The sequence below is a fragment of the Pseudomonas sp. CLCA07 genome (genome assembly GCF_053615335.1).
Map to the genome: position 1 here is coordinate 3,345,840 of NZ_CM132131.1, position 19,670 is coordinate 3,365,509.

Consider the following 19,670-nt stretch of genomic DNA (forward strand, 5'->3'; position numbering starts at 1 on the left):
ACCGCGGCCCGAGCCATTCGCTGGCAAGCCAGCTCCTACAGGAGAACGCGTAACCCTGTGGGAGCGAGCCTGCTCGCGAAGGCGGTGTAACTGACAACCAATAACTCAGCCCTGCTTCATCCCCAGACAATCAATCGAGCGATCCACCATGGCCTTGGCGATCTCCAGCAAATGCCAGACCGAGAACACCATGGCGCGCTCCGCACCTTTGAGGTGATCGCCACACTGATACGCCGTCACCGAAGCACAACGCAGCAGATCGGCGACATAGAGCTGGGTGTCTTCGAAACTCACGTCTTTGCTGACGTTGTAGAACCGCAGTTCATCGGGCGGTGAGGGTTGATCGCCAGTGAGGTAGAAATCAATGGCACGGTAGAGCGCTGATCGATCCCTGGGCGGGTCTTCAGTACCGGTTTCGTTGGTGGAGGTTTCGGGAGGTGGATCGGGTACGGATCTTTTCATTGGTAAAACTCCTAGAGCTAATTGGAGCCAACCGATATCGCGACTAAACGACCAGGGGTGGCGGCTGCACACAGGTTAGTCGACCGGCCTCCAGGCATTACCGGCGCACCCGAGGGTGCCCTGCGCACAGCCACCATAACTTTCAGGCAATGAAAACACCTGGAACGAGGTGGCGCTATGCGCCTAGAGAGATCCGGGCGACTAAACCCAATCACTGATGAGCAGTGACGGACCGAGACTAGCCACGGAATTTGGCAGGCGCAAGCGAGCGGAATGATCTAGGAAATGTCCTTCAAAGGAAAGGGAACGGACCTTCGGAACCTCTGATTTTCCTGTACGAAAACTTACCCTCAAAGGTCGGTTATTACCTGTGGCGAGGGGGCTTTTGTGGCGAGGGGGCTTGCCCCCGCTCGGTTGCGCAGCAGCCGCAAAACCTGCGATCTGATTTACCTGACACACCTCGTTGAATGGCTTGGGGTTGCTGCGCAACCCAACGGGGGCAAGCCCCCTCACCACAAGGCTCGCCAGTTGCAGCAGGTTCAGCGCTTGTTGAGCCCCCGAGCCAACCGATCCCCGCCCAACTGAATCACCGCCACCAACACCACCAGCAACACAATCACCGTCAACATGATCTGGCTGTCAAAGCGCTGATACCCATACCGATACGCGATGTCGCCCAACCCGCCGGCCCCAATCGCCCCGGCCATGGCTGACGAGTTGATCATCGTCACCAGCGTAATCGTGAACCCCCCGACAATCCCCGGCAGCGCTTCCGGCAGCAACACATGCCAGACGATGTGCCAACGCCGGCAGCCCATCGCCTGCGCGGCTTCGATCAGGCCGAAATCCACCTCACGCAAACTGACTTCAGCAATCCGCGCAAAGAACGGCGTTGCAGCGATGGTCAGCGGCACGACGGCCGCCCAGACGCCATACGTGGTGCCGACGATGAGTCGGGTAAACGGAATCAGCGCCACCATCAAAATCAAAAACGGTATCGAGCGGAACAGGTTCACAAACGCGCCCAAGGCACGGTTCAGCGTCGGCGCTTCGTAGATGCCACCCTTGGAGCTGGTGACCAGAAACACCGCCAGCGGAATGCCCACCAGCAGCGCAATCAAAGACGACACTCCGACCATCAGGAAAGTGTCGATGAAGCCTTGCAGCAAGCGATCAAACCACATAACCCAGCACCTCAACCTGTTGCGCCCATTGGCTGGCGCGCTGGCGCAGATCCTCGGCATCGAAAGGCGAGCCGGCGACCGCCAACAACAATTGCCCCAGCGCATGGCCCTGAATCCGTTCCACCCCCCCTTGTAGCAAGCGCACGCGACCACCGAGGGCGCTGAACAACGCGGCCAGGTCCGGCTCGTCGGTGGCACTGCCGGTGAACTGCAAGCGCAGCACAACCGCGGCATCCGCAGATGTCGGTTGTGGCTGCAAACGACTTTGCAGTTCTGCCGGCAGGGCGTGTTGTAGCGGTGCGAGTAAAGTCTTGCTCACCTCATGCTGCGGGTTGCCGAAGACTTCCCACACGGGCCCTTGCTCGACGATTTTCCCGTGTTCGAGCACCACGACGCGGTCGCAAATATCGCGGATCACCGCCATCTCGTGAGTGATCAGAACGATAGTCAAACCCAGGCGCTGATTGATCTCGCGCAGCAGGCCGAGAATCGATTGGGTGGTCTCGGGGTCCAGCGCTGAAGTGGCTTCGTCGCACAGCAAAATCGCCGGGTCATGCACCAGCGCGCGGGCGATGCCGACGCGCTGTTTCTGTCCGCCGGAAAGCTGCGCTGGGTAGGCCGTGTGCTTGCCTTGCAGGCCCACCAGCTCCAGCAGTTCACGTACCTTTCGCTCGCGTTGGTCCTTGGGCACACCGGCGACTTTCAGCGGCAGTTCGACGTTCTGCCACACCGTTTTGGCCGACATCAGGTTGAAGTGCTGGAAGATCATGCCGATCCGTCGACGCAGCGCCACCAGGCGATCTTCATCGAACTCGCCGATGTCCACCTGATCGATCAGTACGCGCCCGGTGCTCGGTTGCTCCAGACGGTTGATGGTGCGGATCAGCGACGATTTGCCGGCACCGCTGCGCCCGATAATGCCGAACACTTCACCGTGCTGGATCGCCAGGTCGATGCCATGCAGGGCCGCCACCGGGCCTTGCTGGCCGTTGTAGGTTTTGCCCAGGCCGATGAAGCGCACATGAGCCCGATTGAGCGCCGGGTGCAGTTCGGTGTGTTGAGCGTTTTTGAGCTCTGGAATCTCCAGTCGCAGTTGGGTGGCTGCCGTCATTCTCAGCTTTCCCAACCGGCTTGATACAGCTTGCCATGGGCCTTGTCCAAGGCTGCGCGAACCGTTGGCGAGTGCTGGTAGATGTCGACGAATTTAATCAGGCGCGGGTCGGTTTTACTCTTGGGCTGGATCACGAACTGGATCACGTATTCCTTGTGGTCGAGGCCGTCGAACAGCAGGGCAGAGCTGGCATCGAAGGTCTTCGCCAGGCGGATATAGGCCGGGTAGCCCTGGACCAGATCAGCATCGTCGTAGGCGCGTACCAGTTGCACGGCTTCGACCTGAAGGATTTTGATGTTCTTCGGGTTAGCGATGATGTCGTCTTCGGTGGCCTTGTAGCCGACGCCCGGTTTCAGAGTGATCAGGCCGGCCTTGGCCAACAGTTGCAGCCCGCGACCGCTGTTGATCGGGTCGTTGGCGATGGCCACGCTGGCGCCTTGCGGGAGTTCTTCGAAGCTTTTGTATTTCTTCGAATACAGGCCGACGTTGTTGATGATCCCCGGCGCGAACGGCACCAGGTCAAAACCGGAAGCGGCCTTGGCGTTTTCCAGGAATGGCACGTGCTGGAAATAGTTCACGTCGATGTCGCCGGCCGCAAGGCTGACGTTGGGAGCGATCCAGTCGCTGAACTCCACCAGGTCGACTTGCAGGCCTTGCTTTTTGGCTTCTTCGACGGCGGCTTCCAAGGGGATGGCGAAGGCGGCGGTGGTGCCGATTTTCAACGGCGCGTCGGCGGCGAATACCGCCGAGCTGAACAGGCCGAGGGCCAGGGCCAGTGCTTTGACTGGTTGAGAGAGGTAGGTCTTGGTCATGATGGTTATTCCAGTCAGGGCATTAGATGTAGGGTGTTTGTTAGGGCCTCATCGCTGGCAAGCCGGCTCCTACAGGGTTTTGTGAACGCCACAGATCCACTGTAGGAGCTGGCTTGCCAGCGAAGCTTTTAGCGGCGAAACGCCGATCCGGTGTGTTGCTCAGGCAAATGCGCTTCGCCCTGAAACAGCTTCTGCCGCAAGCTGCCCTGGTCATAAGCGGTCTTGTAGGACCCTCGGCGCTGCAACTCCGGGATCACCAGTTCAATGAAATCCACATAGCTTTCCGGGGTGACAATCCGTGTCAGGTTGAAGCCGTCCAGGCCGGTTTCGGCGATCCACGATTCCAGTTCATCCGCCACTTGCTCGGGCGAACCGACCACCGTGATGTAGCGGCCACCGAGGGCGTGTTGCTCGAGCAATTTGCGGCGGGTCCAGTCGTTGTTTTGCAGGTTTTTGGTCGCCGACTGGATCGCGTTGCTCTTCACGTACTGGATCGGTTCGTCGATGGCGTATTCGGAAAAATCGATCCCGGTCGATGCTGAAAAATGCGCCACGCCGGCCTCGGCGCTGGCGTAGCTCAGGTACTCGGCATGCTTGGCCCAAGCCAAGTCTTCAGTGGCGCCGACAATCACGTTCAGGCCCATGAACACCTTGATGTCCTCGGGGTTGCGCCCCGCTTCGATGGCGCTGGCGCGAACCTTGTCCACCTGAATTTTGGTTGACGGTTTGTTCTGGCCGCTGATGAACACGCACTCGGCATGGCGCCCGGCGAACAGCAAACCGCGATCAGAACTGCCGGCCTGGAACAACACCGGTGTGCGCTGCGGTGATGGTTCGCACAGGTGATAACCCTTGACCTGATAGAACTCGCCCTTGTGCTCGACCTTGTGCACTTTCTCCGGTTGCGCGTAGATCCGCTGCTCGCGGTCGTTGAGCACCGCGCCGTTTTCCCAACTGCCTTCCCAGAGTTTGTAGAGCACCTCCAGGTATTCATCGGCCTGGTCGTAACGACGGTCGTGCTCGACCTGCTCGTTCAGGCCCATGGCCTTGGCGGCGCTGTCGAGGTAGCCGGTGACGATGTTCCAGCCGACCCGGCCACGGCTCAGGTGATCGAGCGTCGACATGCGGCGGGCGAACAGGTACGGCGGTTCGTAAGTGAGGTTGGCGGTCAGGCCGAAACCGAGATTCCTTGTCACGGCGGCCATGGCCGATACCAGCAGCAACGGGTCGTTGACCGGCAGCTGGATCGATTCTTTCAGCGGCACATCCACCGAGTTCTGGTAGACGTCGTACACGCCGACGATGTCGGCGATGAACAGTCCGTCGAATAACCCGCGCTCCAGCAGTTGCGCCAGTTCGGTCCAGTATTCGATGGTCTTGTACTGCGTGGAGTTGTCCCGTGGATGGGTCCACAGGCCATGGTTGATGTGCCCGATGCAGTTCATGTTGAAGGCGTTGAGCAGGATCTTCTTTTTCGCGTTGGCCATCAGATGGTCCCTCGTAACGGAGGGTTTTCATCGTTCAGGTAGTAGTTGCCCACTGCGTGATACTTCCAGCGCACCGGGTCGTGCAAGGTGTGCACGCGCGCGTTGCGCCAGTGCCGGTCCAGTCCGTGCTCAATCAGGGTCGCCTGGCTGCCGGCCAGTTCGAACAGCGTGCTGCCGGCGGCGAGGGATATTTCGGTGCTGATGGCCCGGGCTTCGGCGACGGCAATCGAGGCGGCGGCGACGGTTTCGGCGTTGGTGTCGGCTTGAGCCTTGTCGAGGAATTCACCGGAGCGTTCCAGCAGGGCTTCCGCGGCGTGCAGGCGAATGCTCAAGTGACCGAAGCTCTTGAGGGTCAGCGGGTCTTCAGTGGCTTTTTCATGGGTGGCATCGATCCATGGCCGGGTTTTGGTGCGCACGAAATGCAGCGCATCTTCATAAGCCGCACGGGCGATGCCGGTGTCGATGGCGGCGTGGAGGATCTGCGCCAGCGGGCCGACGGTGGTCGGGCGTTCGAAAGCGCTTTGGAACGGGATCACGTCCTCGGCGGCCACATACACGTCTTCGAACACCACCGAACCGCTGCCGGTGGTGCGCTGCCCAAAGCCGCTCCAATCGTCGATGACCGTCAGGCCCTTGCTGTCGTGCGGCACAAATGCCAGTTGCTGCACACCGTTTTCATCCACCACCGAGGTGGGGATGCGTTGTGCGTAAATCGCGCCGGTCGAGTAAAACTTGCGACCGTTGATGCGATAACCGTCACCGTCGCGTTTGAGGCTGGTGACGCGGTCGTGAGCGGTTTTCGTACCGAGTTCGGCGAGCGCATTACCAAAGCGCTGGCCGGCCAACACCTCGGCGTAGAGGCGTTGTTTCTGCTCATGGCTACCGTTCACGCGCAGCACTTCGAGCGCGTAAAAATGGTTCTGCGGGATTTGCCCGAGGGAGCCGTCAGCCTGGGCAATCAAGGCGATCACCTTGGCCAGCGTCACGTTGGACGCGCCGGCGCCGCCGTACTCCTTGGGTACGCTGATACCCCACAGGCCTGAGCGGGAAAATACCTCCAGTTCCGGGTGCGGCAAACGGCGTTCGCGGTCGCGCAGTGCGCTGTCGCGCTTGAAATCTTCGGCCAGATCACTGGCGACGACCAGGGCTTGCTCATCGCTGGTGATGACCGCGACGTGATGGGAAAAAGTCATGTGTTTCTCCAGAGAACTGGTCGTCAGATCCAGGAATGCCGCGCCGGCAAGGTGCCGTTGAGGTGATAGGTGCCGACCGCGTGATATTTCCAGCGCACCGGGTCGTGCAGCGTGTGCACGCGGGCGTTGCGCCAGTGGCGGTCGAGGTTGAATTCGGCGAGGGTGGCGCGGCTGCCGGCCAGTTCGAAGAGCTTTTCGCTGGCCAGCAGCGAGATCTCGGTGGTCAGCACTTTGGCTTCGGCCACGGCAATCGAAGCGCGGGCCGCCGACTCTGCCGTAAGTGTCGCGGCGTTGACCTGATCAAGCACATGCCCGGCCTTGCGCAGCAGCGCTTCGGCGGCGTGCAACTCGATTTTCAACTTGCCAATATCAGCAATCACGTACAGGTCATCGCTGGCCCGTTCGACCTTGGCATCGATCCACGGACGAGCGCGGGTTTTCACGAACTCGATGGCATCATCGATGGCGCCCCGGGCGATCCCCGCGTCAATGGCCGCTTGAATCAGTTGCGACACGGCGCCCTGGAGGTTCGGCTTCTGATTGATCTTCCAGTTATCCACCACCAGCTCTGCGTCGACCCGCACGTTATTGAGCAAAATGGTGCCGCTGGCGGTGGTGCGCTGACCGAAGCCCGACCAGTCATCAACGATGCGCAGGCCCGGCGTACCGCGACGGACGAAGGCCAGCACCTGCTTGCCGTCATCGTTCAACGCTTTGACCGCGACCCAGTGGGCGAACAGCGCGCCCGTGGAGTAAAACTTCTGGCCATTGAGGACATAGCTGTCGCCGTCGGCGGTGATTCGGGCCTTGAGTTCCAAGGTGTTTTTAGTGCCGCGCTCGGGCCCCGCATTGCCGATACGCCAGCCGTCGAGCACGCTTTTGAACAGCTGTTTTTTCTGCGCTTCAGTGGCGCTGCCCAGTACCAGGTTGAGAATGCCGAACTGGTTCTGCGGGATCTGTCCCAACGCCGGGTCTGCCGCGGAAATGATCGCGAAAACCTCGGCAATTGTGACGAACGAAACCTGTGGGCCGCCGTATTCACGCGGGATGGCAATGCTGCCTAAGCCGCTACGGGTGAACTGTTCGATTTCCGACCATGGCAACTTGCGCTGGCGGTCACGTTTGGCCGCGTGAAGACGGGCGACGTGCGCCAGTTCATGGGCGGCTTCGATGGCTTGAGCGTCGTTGCGCAAGACCTGTGCGGGCAACAACAACGGGGCGACGTCCAGATCACTGTGGACGATTGCATCTGCCAGACTGGACATCAGTGCCGCTCCTTGGCTGCACGCAATGCCCTGGCGATCTGCACTGGGGTGATTGTGTTCCGGACCATACCTACCTCACATCTCATGGGATCGTCGCGTGGGTTGCGACGAATAAAAACAAGAATGTCCGGTGGTCCGGTGCATATACCCTAAGCGCGTATAAAAAATTAATAAACTAACTTTTCGGAATATACATAGAAGGGTGTTCTAGAAGACGGGGCACAATCCCTGTGGCGAGGGAGCTTCTGTGGCGAGGGGGCTTGCCCCCGTTGGGGTGCGCAGCGCCCGCCAAAACCAGTCAACGCGATTTCTCTGTTAAAGGCGACTGCTACGCAGTCGAACGGGGGCAAGCCCCCTCGCCACAAAAGTCCCCTTGTGCCACAAGATGGGTGTTTATTTTTTGCGGGGTTCTGCTGCCTTGAGTTCCTCTCTCAACGGTACTTTCAGATACGGATTCGCGCAGCCAATCTTCAACCAGCGTGGCGGTGCCCAGCGCGAGTTGTTACCCACGCGGTCGAGGATGCAATACGTCACTTCCAGCCGCAGGTCTTCGCCGGCTTCGAGAATGATCGCCGGCGGCACCCAGACTTGAATCGGCTGGCCCACTTCGCCTGCCTTGAGTCGGGGCAAATCCATGCGCACATCACCCCAGCGCAAGGTGATTTCGTCGTCGGTGGCCATGTTCAGGTAAGGCTCGATGGTCAACGGTACGCCGCGCTTGATCTGGTTTGGGTTGACCCCTTGGCGGCGGATAGTCTCGGGGATGCCCACGGGCGCCAGGCTTTGGTTTTCGTCGCCGCACTGGGCCGATAACGGGCCCCCAGGGCAATCCAGTTTGATCTGCACGCGCGTCGCCGGTGACAGCGCAGGCCCTTGCCCAACCTGCATGATCTTGTAGTGGATGCGTGCACAACCGTTGGCAATGAAGCTTTCCGGCACTCGCAGACTGAGCACGTTGCCGCGGTCGTCGGCAGTCAGCACCCTGGAGGCGACGTAGCAGTTGTTCCAGTACAGTTCGATGAGGTCGCCTGCGTCCATCCCGGGGTAGGGCGCCACGTCGATCATAAGATGAGCCGCCGAGATCATGTTGACGCCGGCCTTGTGCGATTGCGCCAGGGTCGGGGCCGCAAGTTCAGGTGTATTCGAAGTGCTTGTCATGGGTTTTCTCCTTGAAGCCTTGCAGCGAAGTTCCGTTTCTGAAAGATCAAAAGGCGTGTATTGCCCAGCAACAAATCTGCTTATTATTTGAATGTTAAATAATGCTGAAGTGCAAAGGTTTACGCCTGTTGGTGACTAGATAAGAGTGCGCTTGAATAGGTGTCAATAGAGTTGGCTAGTTAAGTGTTGGATCTCCTGTTATTCAGAATAATCCTACAGGCTGAAGTTAATATGCCGCAGCGCGCTGTCGAACATGACCGCGAATTTAGCGGTGTGCGACGCAGATGGTGGCTTGGGCTCGCTCGTTGGCGAGCGTCGGGTTTAGCGAATTTTAGGCGAGAAAGATCTGTTGCAGGACATATATATGTACCGCACAAGGCATCAGTTGAATTATTTAAAGTGCGAGTGTGGCGAGTGGGCCGGAAGAGATTTTGCCGGCGGGGTAGTTGTCACTTCCGTCCATGGAAGTTAACAAGTAGTGATGATGTTTCTCAGGCGTGAGTGTTGTTCAGAAACTTGCTGAGGAACTGTTTTGTCCGCTCTTCTTTCGGATTGGCAAACAACGCTTTTGATTCGCCTTGCTCGACGATTACTCCCTTGTCGAAAAACACCACACGATTGGCCACGTCCCGGGCAAAGCCCATTTCGTGGGTGACGATGACCATGGTGCGTTTCTCCTCGGCCAGGCCGCGGATAGTCGCCAACACTTCACCGACCAATTCCGGATCGAGCGCCGAAGTCGGCTCATCGAACAGGATCACTTCCGGCTCCATCGCCAGCGCACGGGCAATCGCCACACGCTGTTGCTGACCACCGGACAGGCGTCGCGGGTAAGCATCTTCCTTACCCGCCAGACCGACCTTGGCCAAGAGCTTTTTGCCCAGGGCAACGGCTTCGGCGCGGGGGATCTTCTTTACGATGATCGGGCCTTCGATGACGTTTTCCAGAGCGGTGCGATGCGGGAACAAGTTGAAGTTCTGGAACACGAAGCCGACGTGTTGACGCAGGCGTCGAACCAAACCTTGCTGTTGGTTCAGCGGTCGGCTGCCATCGATCTCAATGTCACCGACCTTGATCCGGCCGCTGGTGGGCTCTTCGAGAAAATTCAGGCAACGCAGAAACGTGGTTTTACCCGAGCCGCTAGGCCCGATGATCGCCACGACCTCACCTTCCTTCACTTGCAGATCGATGCCGTTGAGCACGACTTGACCCTTGAACTGCTTTGTCAGTTTTTCCACGACAATCATGGGGTCAGGACTCCTGGTCGTGCCGATTGACCCGCTCTTCCAACTTGTTCTGCAGGTGCGACAGCACCGTGGCCAGAATCCAGTAGATCAGCGCGGCGGCAAGATACATGGTGAAAATTTCAAAGGTGCGAGCGGTAATCAGCTGCGCCTGACGGAACAGTTCCGGCACTTGAATGGTGGCGGCCAGCGCCGTGTCCTTGACCAGTGAAATGAAGCTGTTGCCCAGCGGCGGCAAGGCCGTGCGCATCGCTTGCGGCAGGATGGCCCGGCGCAGGGTTTGCGCACGGGTCATGCCGATACTCGCGGCAGCTTCCCACTGGCCGCGCTCGATGGAGCTGATCGCGGCACGGAGGATTTCGCAGGCGTAGGCGGCCATGTTCAGCGAGAAGCCGATCAGGGCCGCCGGCAGCGGATCAAGTTCGATGCCCAGTTGCGGCAAGCCGTAATAGATCACGAACAGTTGCACCAGCAACGGCGTGCCGCGAAAGAACGACACGTAGATGCGGGCGATCCAGCTCACCAGCTTGAAGCGCGACAGGCGCATCAGCGCCAGGCCGAAACCCATCACCAGGCCGAAGAACATCCCGCCCAGGCTGAGGATCACTGTGTAATACGCGCCCTTGAGCAGAAAGGGCGCGGAATCCAGTGCGAGTTGGAAAGCTTCTTCCATTATTTGGTGACGTCAGCGCTGAAGTATTTTTCCGAAAGCTTTTTCAGCGTACCGTCGGCACGCAGCTTGTCGATGGCCTTGTCGATTGCGGCAAGCAACTCAGGCTCGCCTTTGCGCAGGGCAATACCGGCTTCCTGGCGGGAGAACGCTTCGCCGGCGGCGGAAGTATCCTTGGCCTTTTTGGCGTATTCCAGCGCGGCGAGGCGGTCGATCAGAATAACGTCGATGCGGCCGACGCGCAGGTCCTGGAACTTGGTCGGATCATCGTCATAGGTTTTGATGTCGGCTTTTGGGACGTTTTCCTTGACCCATTGCTCGTAGTTGGTGCCCAGGCCTACTCCGACTTTCTTGCCAGCCAGGTCGGCGGCGGTCTTGACGGTGTCTTTGTTCTTGGTCAGGGTCAGCGCCTGAATCCCGGAGACGGTATATGGCGTGGAGAAGTCATACTTCTTCTTGCGCTCTTCCGAGATGGTCACCTGGTTGATCACCACGTCCAGACGCTTGGATTCCAGCGCTGCGAGGATGCCGTCCCATTTGGTCGGTTGCAGTTTGGCCTTCACACCCAGCTCTTTGGCCAGGGCTTCGGAGAACTCGACTTCGAAGCCGGACAGTTTGCCGTCGGCGTCGACGAAGCTGAACGGTGGATAAGTGCCTTCCAGACCGACGTTGATCACGCCAGCGTCTTTGATTTTTTGCAGTTGCTCACCGGCAACCGCCTGGCCCAGCAAACCGGCGCTCAGTGCCAGGCCCAGTGAACCGACCAGCAGGTTTCGACGTAGTGCGGAAAAATTCATGACAAGCCCCTGTGTTTTCTTATGGAAGACGCTTTTAGGAATGTTGGCAAAATCGGGAGTTGGACGACTGCATATCCTGCCCTAATGCAGCATATGCGTCTCGCTGCAAATTCGCCTGCGGCGCGACTATATGATGACGCCTTTAGATTGGAAAATACTCAATATCGATCTATATATGCATTAATTGCATATAAAACTGACGCAATCGTCCTGTGGCGAGGGGGCTTGCCCCCGTTGGGTTGCGAAGCGACCCCAAAACCTGCGATCACATTTTTACGGGTAATTCGCAGTGAAAAAATTACGACTGCTGCGCAGCCGAACGGGGGCAAGCCCCCTCGCCACAGGGAACTCAGAACGCCGAAGTGTAGGCAAACAACGCCGGTGCGCCACCGGTGTGCAGGAAGATAATCGGCCCCTCATCGAAGCGCCCGCGTCCGATCCCGTCCAGCAACCCGGCCATGGCCTTACCGGTATAAACCGGATCCAGCAGCAATCCTTCCTGGCTCGCCACCAGCTTCACCGCCGCCAGTGTTCCGGCATTTGGCTCGCCATAGCGTGGGCCGAAATATTCGTCCCACAGTTCAATTTTGAAACTCGCTGGCAGCTGCACACCCAGCAGCTCGGCCGTGCGCTCGGCGAGGCCTTGGACTTTCGGTCGCTGATCTTCATCGCTACGGGAAACCGTGACCCCGATCACTGGCAATTCCGGCAGTGCTTCACTCAGCGCCAGCGCCAGACCGCTGTGGGTGCCGGCGCTGCCCGATGCGAGGACCACGGCGGCAAACTTCAGGCCGGTGTCCTTGATCTGTTCGGCCAGTTCCAGCCCGGCGCGTACATAACCCAACGCGCCCAACGCATTCGAACCACCAATCGGCACCAGGTACGGCTTCTTGCCGTTGTTGCGCAGGCGCTCGGCCAGGGCTTGTAATTGCTCGTCGGCGTTATCGAGGTTTTCCACCAACTCGACCTTGGCATCGAACAGGTCCAGCAACAGGCGATTGCCGTTGCCGACATAGTTGGCGTCGTCGGTGCCCAAAGGGTTTTCCAGCAACGCGACGCAACCCAGACCCAGTTTGGCGGCAATGGCAGCTGTCTGGCGTACATGGTTGGACTGGAGCGCTCCCGCGGTGATGAGCGTGTCGGCACCTTGTGCCAGTGCATCGGCGGCGAGATATTCAAGCTTGCGCAGCTTGTTGCCGCCCATTGCCAGCGGCGTCAGGTCATCGCGTTTGACGTACACATCGCGGCCCAGCCAGGTCGACAAACGTTCAAGTTTTTCCAGGGCGGTAGGGTGGCCGAGTAAATCGAGACGGTTAAAGCGAGCGAGCTGTTGTTTGATCATGGGTCCGTACTGGCGCAGAAAGATTGTCAGGACTATAGGCACGCCCATTTGCCTGGGCAACCGCCAATCGCTTATAGCCAAAGATTCTGAGCTCTGCACAATTGGTTCTTAATTCGGCCTCAAGACCTTGCCGTAAAGTAAACGCCGTCAGTGCGGCCAGACAGTCCGGCCGCCCGTGAGGAGTTTTTACCGTGAGCGAGCGTTCCAGTCATTGGCAATTGCAGACCATCGTCAGCCAACTGCGCGCGGCGCGTGACGAGTGGCGCGCACAAAATGGTCGGGCCAGCACCGAGCAGGGCGGGCGTGAATTACCTTCGCGTGCGGCCATGGCAGAGATTCTTGAAGCGCTTTGCGGGGCGCTGTTCCCGATGCGCCTAGGGCCGGTGGATTTGCGCGAAGAGAGTGAAAACTTCTACGTCGGCCACACCCTTGATGTGGCGTTGAACGCGCTGCTGGCGCAGGCACGGCTCGAATTGCGCTATGCCGCTCGCCACAGTCAGCAGGCGGACGCTGAGATCGAGGCCAACACCATTCAGATCATTCAGGACTTCGCGCTCGCCTTGCCAGGGCTGCGCAGGTTGCTGGATAGCGATGTGCTGGCGGCCTATCACGGCGACCCGGCGGCGCGCAGTGTTGATGAGGTGTTGCTCTGCTACCCGGGCATTCTGGCGGTGATTCACCATCGCCTGGCACACCATTTGTACCGCGCCGGGTTGCCGTTGCTGGCGCGCATCAGCTCGGAAATCGCTCACTCGGCCACCGGTATCGACATTCACCCTGGCGCGCAGATCGGTCGCAGCTTCTTCATTGATCACGGGACGGGCGTGGTGATCGGCGAGACCGCGATTATTGGTGAGCGGGTGCGGATTTATCAGGCGGTCACGTTGGGCGCCAAGCGTTTCCCGTCTGATGAGGACGGTCAGTTGCAGAAAGGCCATCCGCGCCATCCGATTGTGGAGGATGACGTGGTGATCTATGCCGGGGCGACGATTCTGGGGCGGATCACGATTGGCAAGGGCTCGACCATTGGCGGCAACGTCTGGCTGACCCGCAGCGTGCCGGCGGGGTGCAACCTGACGCAGGCGAATTTGCAGCATGATGATGGGACGCAGAAGTAAGTCGCGAAATCTGCGCTGACTGATCCGCCGCCATCGCGAGCAGGCTCGCTCCCACAGGGTTTTTGTGGTGTTCACAAGGGTGTGGATTGACACAAATCCACTGTGGGAGCGAGCCTGCTCGCGATTGGTTTCAAGCCGGACCGAGATAATGGCATTCAGCCAATTCTCCACTGAACGAATCCTCAAAACCCCGCGTCATTTCCATCCTTGAGCTAGCTTACAAGCACGACCGCCGAGCCTCTGGATTAGTCCTTAGCCCCCTATCCATGTTTAACTTGAACGTTCATTCAAGTTAAACCGGCGGTTCGCTGCCCGCTCACAACAGGAGGCTTGCCTTTGCTGAGTCCGATTTCTACAGCCACGTTTTACTCCATCGAGGTGCACGTTTCATGAGTGCATCGTCCCTTCCTCCCAGCGGCCTGATCCGCATGAACCCGCCGGTGTTCTACTTCTCGGCGAGCTTCATTCTGCTCTTCGGCATTGTCGTTATCGCCATGCCTGAACAGGCCGGTGCCTGGCTGCTGGCGGCGCAAAACTGGGCGGCCAATACGGTCGGCTGGTATTACATGCTCGCGATGACCCTGTATCTGGTCTTCGTGGTGGTCACCGCCTTGTCCGGCTACGGCAAGATCAAGCTCGGTGCCGACCACGACGAACCCGAATTCAGTTACCTGTCCTGGGCCGGCATGTTGTTCGCCGCCGGGATCAGCATCACGCTGTTTTTCTTTTGCGTATCCGAACCGCTGACCCACTTGGCGCAACCACCGCAAGGTGAAGCCGGTACGGCGGATGCGGCACGTCAGGCGATGCAGATTCTGTTTCTGCATTGGGGCCTGCACGGCTGGGGTGTGTTCGCCTTTGTCGGCATGGCACTGGCTTACTTCGCTTACCGGCATAACCTGCCACTGGCCCTGCGTTCGGCGCTGTATCCGCTGATCGGCAAGCGCATCAACGGCCCCATCGGTTATGCGGTGGACGGCTTCGGCATCATCGCCACGGTGTTCGGTCTCGGTGCCGACATGGGTTTCGGTGTGCTGCACCTCAACTCAGGGCTGGATTACCTGTTCGGCATCGCTCACACCCAGTGGATTCAGGTCGGCCTGATCACGTTGATGATGGGCGCGGCGATCATCGTCGCCGTGTCCGGCGTCGATAAAGGCGTGCGGGTAATGTCCGACATCAATATGCTGCTGGCCTGCGCGCTTTTGCTGTTCGTGTTGTTCGCCGGCCCCACGCAGCACCTGCTCAATACTCTGATCCAGAACGTCGGCGACTACCTCGGCGCTTTGCCGATGAAGAGTTTCGACCTGTACGCCTACGACAAACCCAGCGACTGGCTCGGTGGCTGGACGGTGTTCTACTGGGCCTGGTGGATCGCATGGTCGCCGTTCGTGGGCTTGTTTATCGCGCGGATTTCCCGTGGCCGCACCATCCGTGAATTCGTCTTCGGCGTGCTGTTGATCCCACTCGGCTTCACCCTGGCGTGGATGTCGATCTTTGGTAACAGCGCCATCGATCAGGTGCTCAACCACGGCATGAGCGCGCTCGGTATGTCGGCCATCGACAACCCGTCGATGACCCTTTACCTGCTGTTGGAAACTTATCCGTGGAGCAAAACCGTGATCGCCGTGACGGTGTTCATCAGCTTCGTGTTCTTCGTTACCTCGGCTGACTCCGGCACGGTGGTGCTGTCGACGTTGTCCGCCAAGGGTGGCAACCCGGATGAAGACGGGCCGAAATGGCTGCGGGTGTTCTGGGGCGCGATGACGGCGCTGGTGACCAGTGCGCTGTTGTTCTCCGGCAGTATCGATGCGTTGAAGTCGGCGGTGGTGCTGACCTCGCTGCCGTTCTCGCTGATCTTGCTGTTGATGATGTGGGGGCTGCACAAGGCGTTCTACCTGGAGTCCCAGAAGCAGATCGCGCAATTGCATTCCCTGGCGCCGGTGGCCGGCTCACGACGCGGTGGCTGGCGTCAGCGCTTGAGTCAGGCGGTGCACTTCCCGTCCCGCGATGAGGTGTACCGTTTTCTGGATTCGACGGTGCGCCCGGCGATTGAGGAAGTGTCGGCGGTGTTCGTCGAGAAAGGTTTGAATGTGATCACGCAACCGGACCCGGCCAACGACAGCGTCAGCCTGGAAATCGGTCACGGTGAAGAACATCCGTTTATTTATCAGGTGCAGATGCGCGGCTATTTCACGCCATCATTTGCCCGCGGCGGGATGGGGTCCAAACAACTCAACAACCGCCGTTACTACCGGGCAGAAGTGCATTTGAGCGAAGGCAGTCAGGACTACGATCTGGTGGGTTACACCAAGGATCAGATCATCAACGACATCCTTGATCAGTACGAACGGCATCTGCAGTTTTTACACTTGGTGCGTTAGCCGTGCGGGGCCTGTTTCAGGCCTCGACGCTCAACACCATGAACAGAACCAGCGCTGCCACCGGCACACTGAACACCGCCGTGCCGATTGCCAGTTCTGAACTCAGGGGGTGGCCGGCAGTGACCACGCCGATGGCACCGTTGATCACCGTCAATGCCAGCCACAGGACCACAAAGCTGTAGGTCAGTGTCTGGCGGCTGAAGCCGATTTTCTCGCCGATGAACAGCATCATGGCGAGGAGGGCCAGGCCGAAGGTGATGATGATGGCTGTGTGCATGGTGAGTTCACCCGTTCGATGTGTGTTGCCTGATAAACCGCTTTCGCGAGCAGGCTCGCTCCCACAGGATTCACCGCGATCATGTGGGAGCGAGCCGGCTCCGGGCGGCGTTCCGACGAAAGGGTCACTGCGGTATCAGTCTGAGCATAGTTAAACCAACCCACCATTAGCGCGCAAAATCTGCCCATTGATCCAGGCTGAATCCGGCCCGACCAGAAATGACACCACGCGAGCAATATCCTCCGGCTGACCCAGGCGCTCCAGCGGAGGCATCTTGGCGAAGTTCTGGATCTGCTCCTCGCTCTTGCCGTGCAAAAACAACTCGGTCGCAACCGGCCCTGGCGCCACGGCATTCACGGTGATATTGCGCCCGCGCATTTCCTTGGCAAACACCTGAGTCAACGATTCCACCGCCGCTTTGCTGGCGATGTACACCGCATAACCCGGCAAGTTCAGGCCGACGGTGCTGCTGGAGAAGTTGACGATCCGCCCGCCACTGTTCAATCGCGTCGCTGCTTCGCGCAAGGTGTTGAAGGTGCCGCGTGCGTGGATGTTGAAGGTTTGCTCGAACAATTCATCGGTGTGTTGCGCCAGTGGCATCACCTTGAGGATGCCGGCGTTGTTGACCAGCACGTCGACTTTCCCCAGTTGTGTTTCAGTCTCGTCGAACATCCGGCGCACGTCGTCAGCGTTGGCCACATCAGCCTTGATCGCTATGGCTTGATGGCCGGCCTGGCGCAATTCCACCACCAGGGCCGAAGCTTCGGTGGCGCTGCTGGCGTAATTGATGGCGACGGCGAAACCGTCGCTGGCCAGCTGTTTGGCAATCACGGCGCCGATACCGCGGGAGGCGCCGGTGACGATGGCAACTTTCTGAGTAGTCATGAGGTTGATTCCTGATGAGATGGTTGGCTTGGTGTGAAGCCAGATTCACATGTTTACTCAGGCCGATAAATGCACGAGAGTTGCCTTTACTGTTCAATAATCGCCAACAATCGGAGCCCCACGTGGATCAAGTCAAAGCGATGAAGGTCTTCGTGCGGATCTACGAGCGCAGCAGCTTTACCCTGGCAGCCGAAGACCTGAACCTGCCGCGCGCAACGTTGACGCACACCCTGAACCAGTTCGAAGCCTGGCTCGGCACGCGGTTGCTGGAGCGTAGTACGCGCAAGGTGCGTCCGACGCTGGACGGCGAGGCCTACTATTTGCGCTGCGTGCAACTGCTGGCGGAACTGGAGGAGGCCGAACTGGCGTTTCGCGGTTGCGCACCGAAAGGCCGGTTGCGCGTCGACCTGCACGGCACGCTGGCGAAAAGTTTTGTGATACCCGCATTGCCGCAATTCATGGAGCGCTACCCGCAGATAGAACTGTCCATCAGCGAGTCCGACCGCTTTGTCGACTTGATCGCCGAAGGCGTCGACTGCGTACTGCGCGCGGGCACGTTGAGTGATTCGGCACTGATCGGAAAACGTATCGCGAATCTGCGCCAGATCACCTGCGCCAGCCCCGCATACCTGCGCAAATACGGCGAACCGAAAACCCTCGATGATCTCAAACATCACCGCGCGGTGAACTACGTCTCACGCACCACCGCCAAGCTGTTTCCATTCGAATTCATGGTGAATGGCGAACTGAAGGAAGTCGCCATCGACGGCGCGCTTTCAGTGTTCGGCGCAGAAATCTACGCCGCATCGGCGATCGCCGGGCTCGGGCTGATCCAGTGCCCGCATTACCGGATGGAAACGCAGATTGCCCAAGGGCTGGTGCGGGAAGTCCTCACCGACACTCCACCTCCGCCAATGCCGGTTTCGGTGTTGTATCCGCACAACCGGCACATGTCGCCACGGGTTCGGGTGTTTGTGGATTGGTTGGGGGAGGTGTTTGCGGGGGCGTGATAGCCGATCAGATTAAAAATCCATGAAACGTTTCAGCATTTTCTCGAGTCCGAGGTTTATCGGCGTTTGTCTGGGCGTATGCTGGGCAACTTGCGACGCAGTCGATACCGCATTCAAGACCGACAAGAGAGGATTCGATGACCTACACCGCTGCCGAAAACCGCTACGATTCCATTCCTTACCGCCGCGTAGGCCGCAGCGGTTTGGTGCTGCCGGCGCTGTCTCTGGGGCTGTGGCATAACTTCGGTGACAGCACGCCGATCGATACCCAGCGCGCGTTGTTGCGCACGGCGTTCGATCTGGGCATCAACCACTTTGACCTGGCCAACAACTACGGCCCGCCATACGGAAGTGCCGAGATCAACTTTGGTCGTTTGCTGCGTGAAGACTTCAAGCAATATCGCGATGAGCTGATCATCTCCAGCAAGGCGGGTTGGGACATGTGGCCCGGTCCTTACGGGCAGGGCGGTGGTTCGCGTAAATACGTGCTGGCCAGCCTGGATCAGAGCCTGCAGCGTCTGGGGTTGGATTATGTGGATATTTTCTACTCGCATCGTTTCGACCCGGATACGCCGCTGGAAGAAACTGCCAGTGCACTGGCCACTGCGGTGCAGCAGGGGAAGGCGTTGTACATCGGCATCTCGTCGTATTCCGGGGTGAAAACCCGTGAAATGGCGTCGCTTTTGAAGGAGTGGAAAGTGCCGCTGCTGATTCATCAGCCGGCGTACAACCTGCTCAATCGTTGGATTGAAAAAGACCTGCTGGACGTCACCGACGAACTCGGCACTGGCGTTATTGCCTTCACGCCGTTGGCGCAGGGGCTGCTGACCGACAAATACCTCAACGGCATTCCGAAGGATGCGCGGGTCAATCGTCCGGGCGGTGGTTCGTTGCAGTCTTCGCACTTGTCCGAAGCCAACATCGCCCATGTGCGTGGGCTCAACGAAATCGCCAAGGGGCGTGGGCAGAGTTTGGCGCAATTGGCGTTGGCGTGGACGCTACGCGATCCACGGGTGACGTCGGCGCTGATCGGGGCGAGCCGACCGGAGCAGATTATCGAGAACGTCGGGGCGTTGAAGAATTTGAGCTTTAGCGTTGAAGAACTGGCGGAGATTGACCGGTTTGCCCATGAAGGCGGGATTAATCTTTGGGAGAAGCCTTCGACTGCTGAGTAAGCGTTCGGCGCCGGATTATTTGGCGCCTGTTATATCGCCTTCGCGAGCAGGCTCGCTCCCACAGGTTTATCGGTTGGCCCCAGATTGTTGGTTCAA

18 protein-coding genes are annotated in these 19,670 nt (G+C 59.0%); 4 read left to right on the forward strand and 14 right to left on the reverse strand.

Annotation, left to right across the window (positions count from 1 at the left end; all coding sequences use genetic code 11):
- Positions 1-105: 105 nt before the first annotated feature.
- The 12 genes from ACWGZX_RS15445 to ACWGZX_RS15500 form a co-directional block, all read right to left on the reverse strand.
- Positions 106-462 (reverse strand): DUF6124 family protein, encoded by a 357-nt coding sequence (locus ACWGZX_RS15445; RefSeq protein ID WP_452628920.1) that lies wholly within the window; start codon positions 460-462, stop codon positions 106-108.
- 539 nt (positions 463-1,001) lie between these two features.
- A complete protein-coding gene (locus ACWGZX_RS15450) occupies positions 1,002-1,646 on the reverse strand; it encodes a methionine ABC transporter permease (RefSeq protein ID WP_046031334.1) in 645 nt (214 codons plus the stop codon).
- A complete protein-coding gene (locus tag ACWGZX_RS15455) occupies positions 1,636-2,757 on the reverse strand; it encodes a methionine ABC transporter ATP-binding protein (RefSeq protein WP_452628921.1) in 1,122 nt (373 codons plus the stop codon). Before ACWGZX_RS15455 ends, ACWGZX_RS15450 begins: the two co-directional genes overlap by 11 nt.
- 2 nt (positions 2,758-2,759) lie before the next feature.
- Positions 2,760-3,569, reverse strand: a complete 810-nt coding sequence (locus ACWGZX_RS15460; protein WP_452628922.1) for a MetQ/NlpA family ABC transporter substrate-binding protein — start codon at positions 3,567-3,569, stop codon at positions 2,760-2,762.
- 128 nt (positions 3,570-3,697) lie between these two features.
- Positions 3,698-5,056 (reverse strand): LLM class flavin-dependent oxidoreductase, encoded by a 1,359-nt coding sequence (locus ACWGZX_RS15465; protein WP_452628923.1) that lies wholly within the window; start codon positions 5,054-5,056, stop codon positions 3,698-3,700.
- A complete protein-coding gene (locus tag ACWGZX_RS15470) occupies positions 5,056-6,249 on the reverse strand; it encodes an SfnB family sulfur acquisition oxidoreductase (protein ID WP_452628924.1) in 1,194 nt (397 codons plus the stop codon). Before ACWGZX_RS15470 ends, ACWGZX_RS15465 begins: the two co-directional genes overlap by 1 nt.
- A 23-nt stretch (positions 6,250-6,272) precedes the next feature.
- The gene (locus ACWGZX_RS15475; protein WP_452628925.1) at positions 6,273-7,514 is read right to left on the reverse strand and encodes an SfnB family sulfur acquisition oxidoreductase; all 1,242 of its coding nucleotides are present in this window, start codon (positions 7,512-7,514) and stop codon (positions 6,273-6,275) included.
- A 393-nt stretch (positions 7,515-7,907) separates the two neighbouring features.
- Positions 7,908-8,672 carry a hypothetical protein gene (locus tag ACWGZX_RS15480; RefSeq protein WP_452628926.1) on the reverse strand — a complete coding sequence of 255 codons (765 nt, stop codon included), beginning with the start codon at positions 8,670-8,672 and terminating at the stop codon, positions 7,908-7,910.
- 491 nt (positions 8,673-9,163) lie between these two features.
- Entirely contained in the window at positions 9,164-9,919 is a 756-nt protein-coding gene (tcyN, locus tag ACWGZX_RS15485) for an L-cystine ABC transporter ATP-binding protein TcyN (RefSeq protein WP_223514592.1), read from the reverse strand.
- A 4-nt stretch (positions 9,920-9,923) separates the two neighbouring features.
- Positions 9,924-10,589: a cystine ABC transporter permease gene (tcyL, locus tag ACWGZX_RS15490; protein ID WP_007949224.1), complete on the reverse strand. Its 666-nt coding sequence runs from the start codon at positions 10,587-10,589 to the stop codon at positions 9,924-9,926.
- Positions 10,589-11,383: a cystine ABC transporter substrate-binding protein gene (gene tcyJ, locus ACWGZX_RS15495; protein ID WP_452628927.1), complete on the reverse strand. Its 795-nt coding sequence runs from the start codon at positions 11,381-11,383 to the stop codon at positions 10,589-10,591. Before tcyJ ends, tcyL begins: the two co-directional genes overlap by 1 nt.
- 349 nt (positions 11,384-11,732) lie before the next feature.
- Positions 11,733-12,725 carry a D-cysteine desulfhydrase gene (locus ACWGZX_RS15500; protein WP_452628928.1) on the reverse strand — a complete coding sequence of 331 codons (993 nt, stop codon included), beginning with the start codon at positions 12,723-12,725 and terminating at the stop codon, positions 11,733-11,735.
- A gap of 191 nt (positions 12,726-12,916) precedes the next feature.
- On the opposite strand from ACWGZX_RS15500, the gene epsC reads away from it, so the two are divergent.
- Together epsC and betT are read left to right on the forward strand one after the other, a co-directional pair.
- Positions 12,917-13,843: a serine O-acetyltransferase EpsC gene (gene epsC / locus ACWGZX_RS15505; protein WP_452628929.1), complete on the forward strand. Its 927-nt coding sequence runs from the start codon at positions 12,917-12,919 to the stop codon at positions 13,841-13,843.
- A 428-nt stretch (positions 13,844-14,271) separates the two neighbouring features.
- Positions 14,272-16,227, forward strand: coding sequence for a choline transporter BetT (betT, locus tag ACWGZX_RS15510; RefSeq protein WP_452629021.1), 1,956 nt, complete (start codon positions 14,272-14,274; stop codon positions 16,225-16,227).
- A gap of 16 nt (positions 16,228-16,243) precedes the next feature.
- Here betT and ACWGZX_RS15515 read toward each other — a convergent pair whose 3' ends face one another.
- Complete coding sequence (locus ACWGZX_RS15515) at positions 16,244-16,504, reverse strand: hypothetical protein (protein ID WP_452628930.1); 261 nt, start codon at positions 16,502-16,504, stop codon at positions 16,244-16,246.
- 150 nt (positions 16,505-16,654) lie between these two features.
- On the reverse strand, positions 16,655-17,389 hold the full coding sequence (locus ACWGZX_RS15520; protein ID WP_452628931.1) for an SDR family oxidoreductase: 735 nt from the start codon (positions 17,387-17,389) through the stop codon (positions 16,655-16,657).
- Between the two features lie 122 nt (positions 17,390-17,511).
- Here ACWGZX_RS15520 and ACWGZX_RS15525 point away from each other — a divergent pair, with 122 nt between their 5' ends.
- Together ACWGZX_RS15525 and mgrA are read left to right on the forward strand one after the other, a co-directional pair.
- A complete protein-coding gene (locus ACWGZX_RS15525) occupies positions 17,512-18,399 on the forward strand; it encodes a LysR family transcriptional regulator (protein WP_452628932.1) in 888 nt (295 codons plus the stop codon).
- Between the two features lie 137 nt (positions 18,400-18,536).
- Positions 18,537-19,574: an L-glyceraldehyde 3-phosphate reductase gene (gene mgrA, locus ACWGZX_RS15530; protein ID WP_452628933.1), complete on the forward strand. Its 1,038-nt coding sequence runs from the start codon at positions 18,537-18,539 to the stop codon at positions 19,572-19,574.
- Positions 19,575-19,670 lie beyond the last annotated feature (96 nt).

Coding starts and splice junctions, on each gene's coding strand:
- ACWGZX_RS15450 (WP_046031334.1), bottom strand. CDS start 1,646: ATGTGGTTTGATCGCTTGCTGCAAGGCTTCATCGACACTTTCCTGATG.
- ACWGZX_RS15455 (WP_452628921.1), bottom strand. CDS start 2,757: ATGACGGCAGCCACCCAACTGCGACTGGAGATTCCAGAGCTCAAAAAC.
- betT (WP_452629021.1), top strand. CDS start 14,272: ATGAACCCGCCGGTGTTCTACTTCTCGGCGAGCTTCATTCTGCTCTTC.
- ACWGZX_RS15480 (WP_452628926.1), bottom strand. CDS start 8,672: ATGACAAGCACTTCGAATACACCTGAACTTGCGGCCCCGACCCTGGCG.
- mgrA (WP_452628933.1), top strand. CDS start 18,537: ATGACCTACACCGCTGCCGAAAACCGCTACGATTCCATTCCTTACCGC.
- ACWGZX_RS15515 (WP_452628930.1), bottom strand. CDS start 16,504: ATGCACACAGCCATCATCATCACCTTCGGCCTGGCCCTCCTCGCCATG.
- ACWGZX_RS15500 (WP_452628928.1), bottom strand. CDS start 12,725: ATGATCAAACAACAGCTCGCTCGCTTTAACCGTCTCGATTTACTCGGC.
- ACWGZX_RS15460 (WP_452628922.1), bottom strand. CDS start 3,569: ATGACCAAGACCTACCTCTCTCAACCAGTCAAAGCACTGGCCCTGGCC.
- tcyN (WP_223514592.1), bottom strand. CDS start 9,919: ATGATTGTCGTGGAAAAACTGACAAAGCAGTTCAAGGGTCAAGTCGTG.
- ACWGZX_RS15470 (WP_452628924.1), bottom strand. CDS start 6,249: ATGACTTTTTCCCATCACGTCGCGGTCATCACCAGCGATGAGCAAGCC.
- ACWGZX_RS15445 (WP_452628920.1), bottom strand. CDS start 462: ATGAAAAGATCCGTACCCGATCCACCTCCCGAAACCTCCACCAACGAA.
- ACWGZX_RS15465 (WP_452628923.1), bottom strand. CDS start 5,056: ATGGCCAACGCGAAAAAGAAGATCCTGCTCAACGCCTTCAACATGAAC.
- tcyJ (WP_452628927.1), bottom strand. CDS start 11,383: ATGAATTTTTCCGCACTACGTCGAAACCTGCTGGTCGGTTCACTGGGC.
- ACWGZX_RS15520 (WP_452628931.1), bottom strand. CDS start 17,389: ATGACTACTCAGAAAGTTGCCATCGTCACCGGCGCCTCCCGCGGTATC.
- ACWGZX_RS15475 (WP_452628925.1), bottom strand. CDS start 7,514: ATGTCCAGTCTGGCAGATGCAATCGTCCACAGTGATCTGGACGTCGCC.
- tcyL (WP_007949224.1), bottom strand. CDS start 10,589: ATGGAAGAAGCTTTCCAACTCGCACTGGATTCCGCGCCCTTTCTGCTC.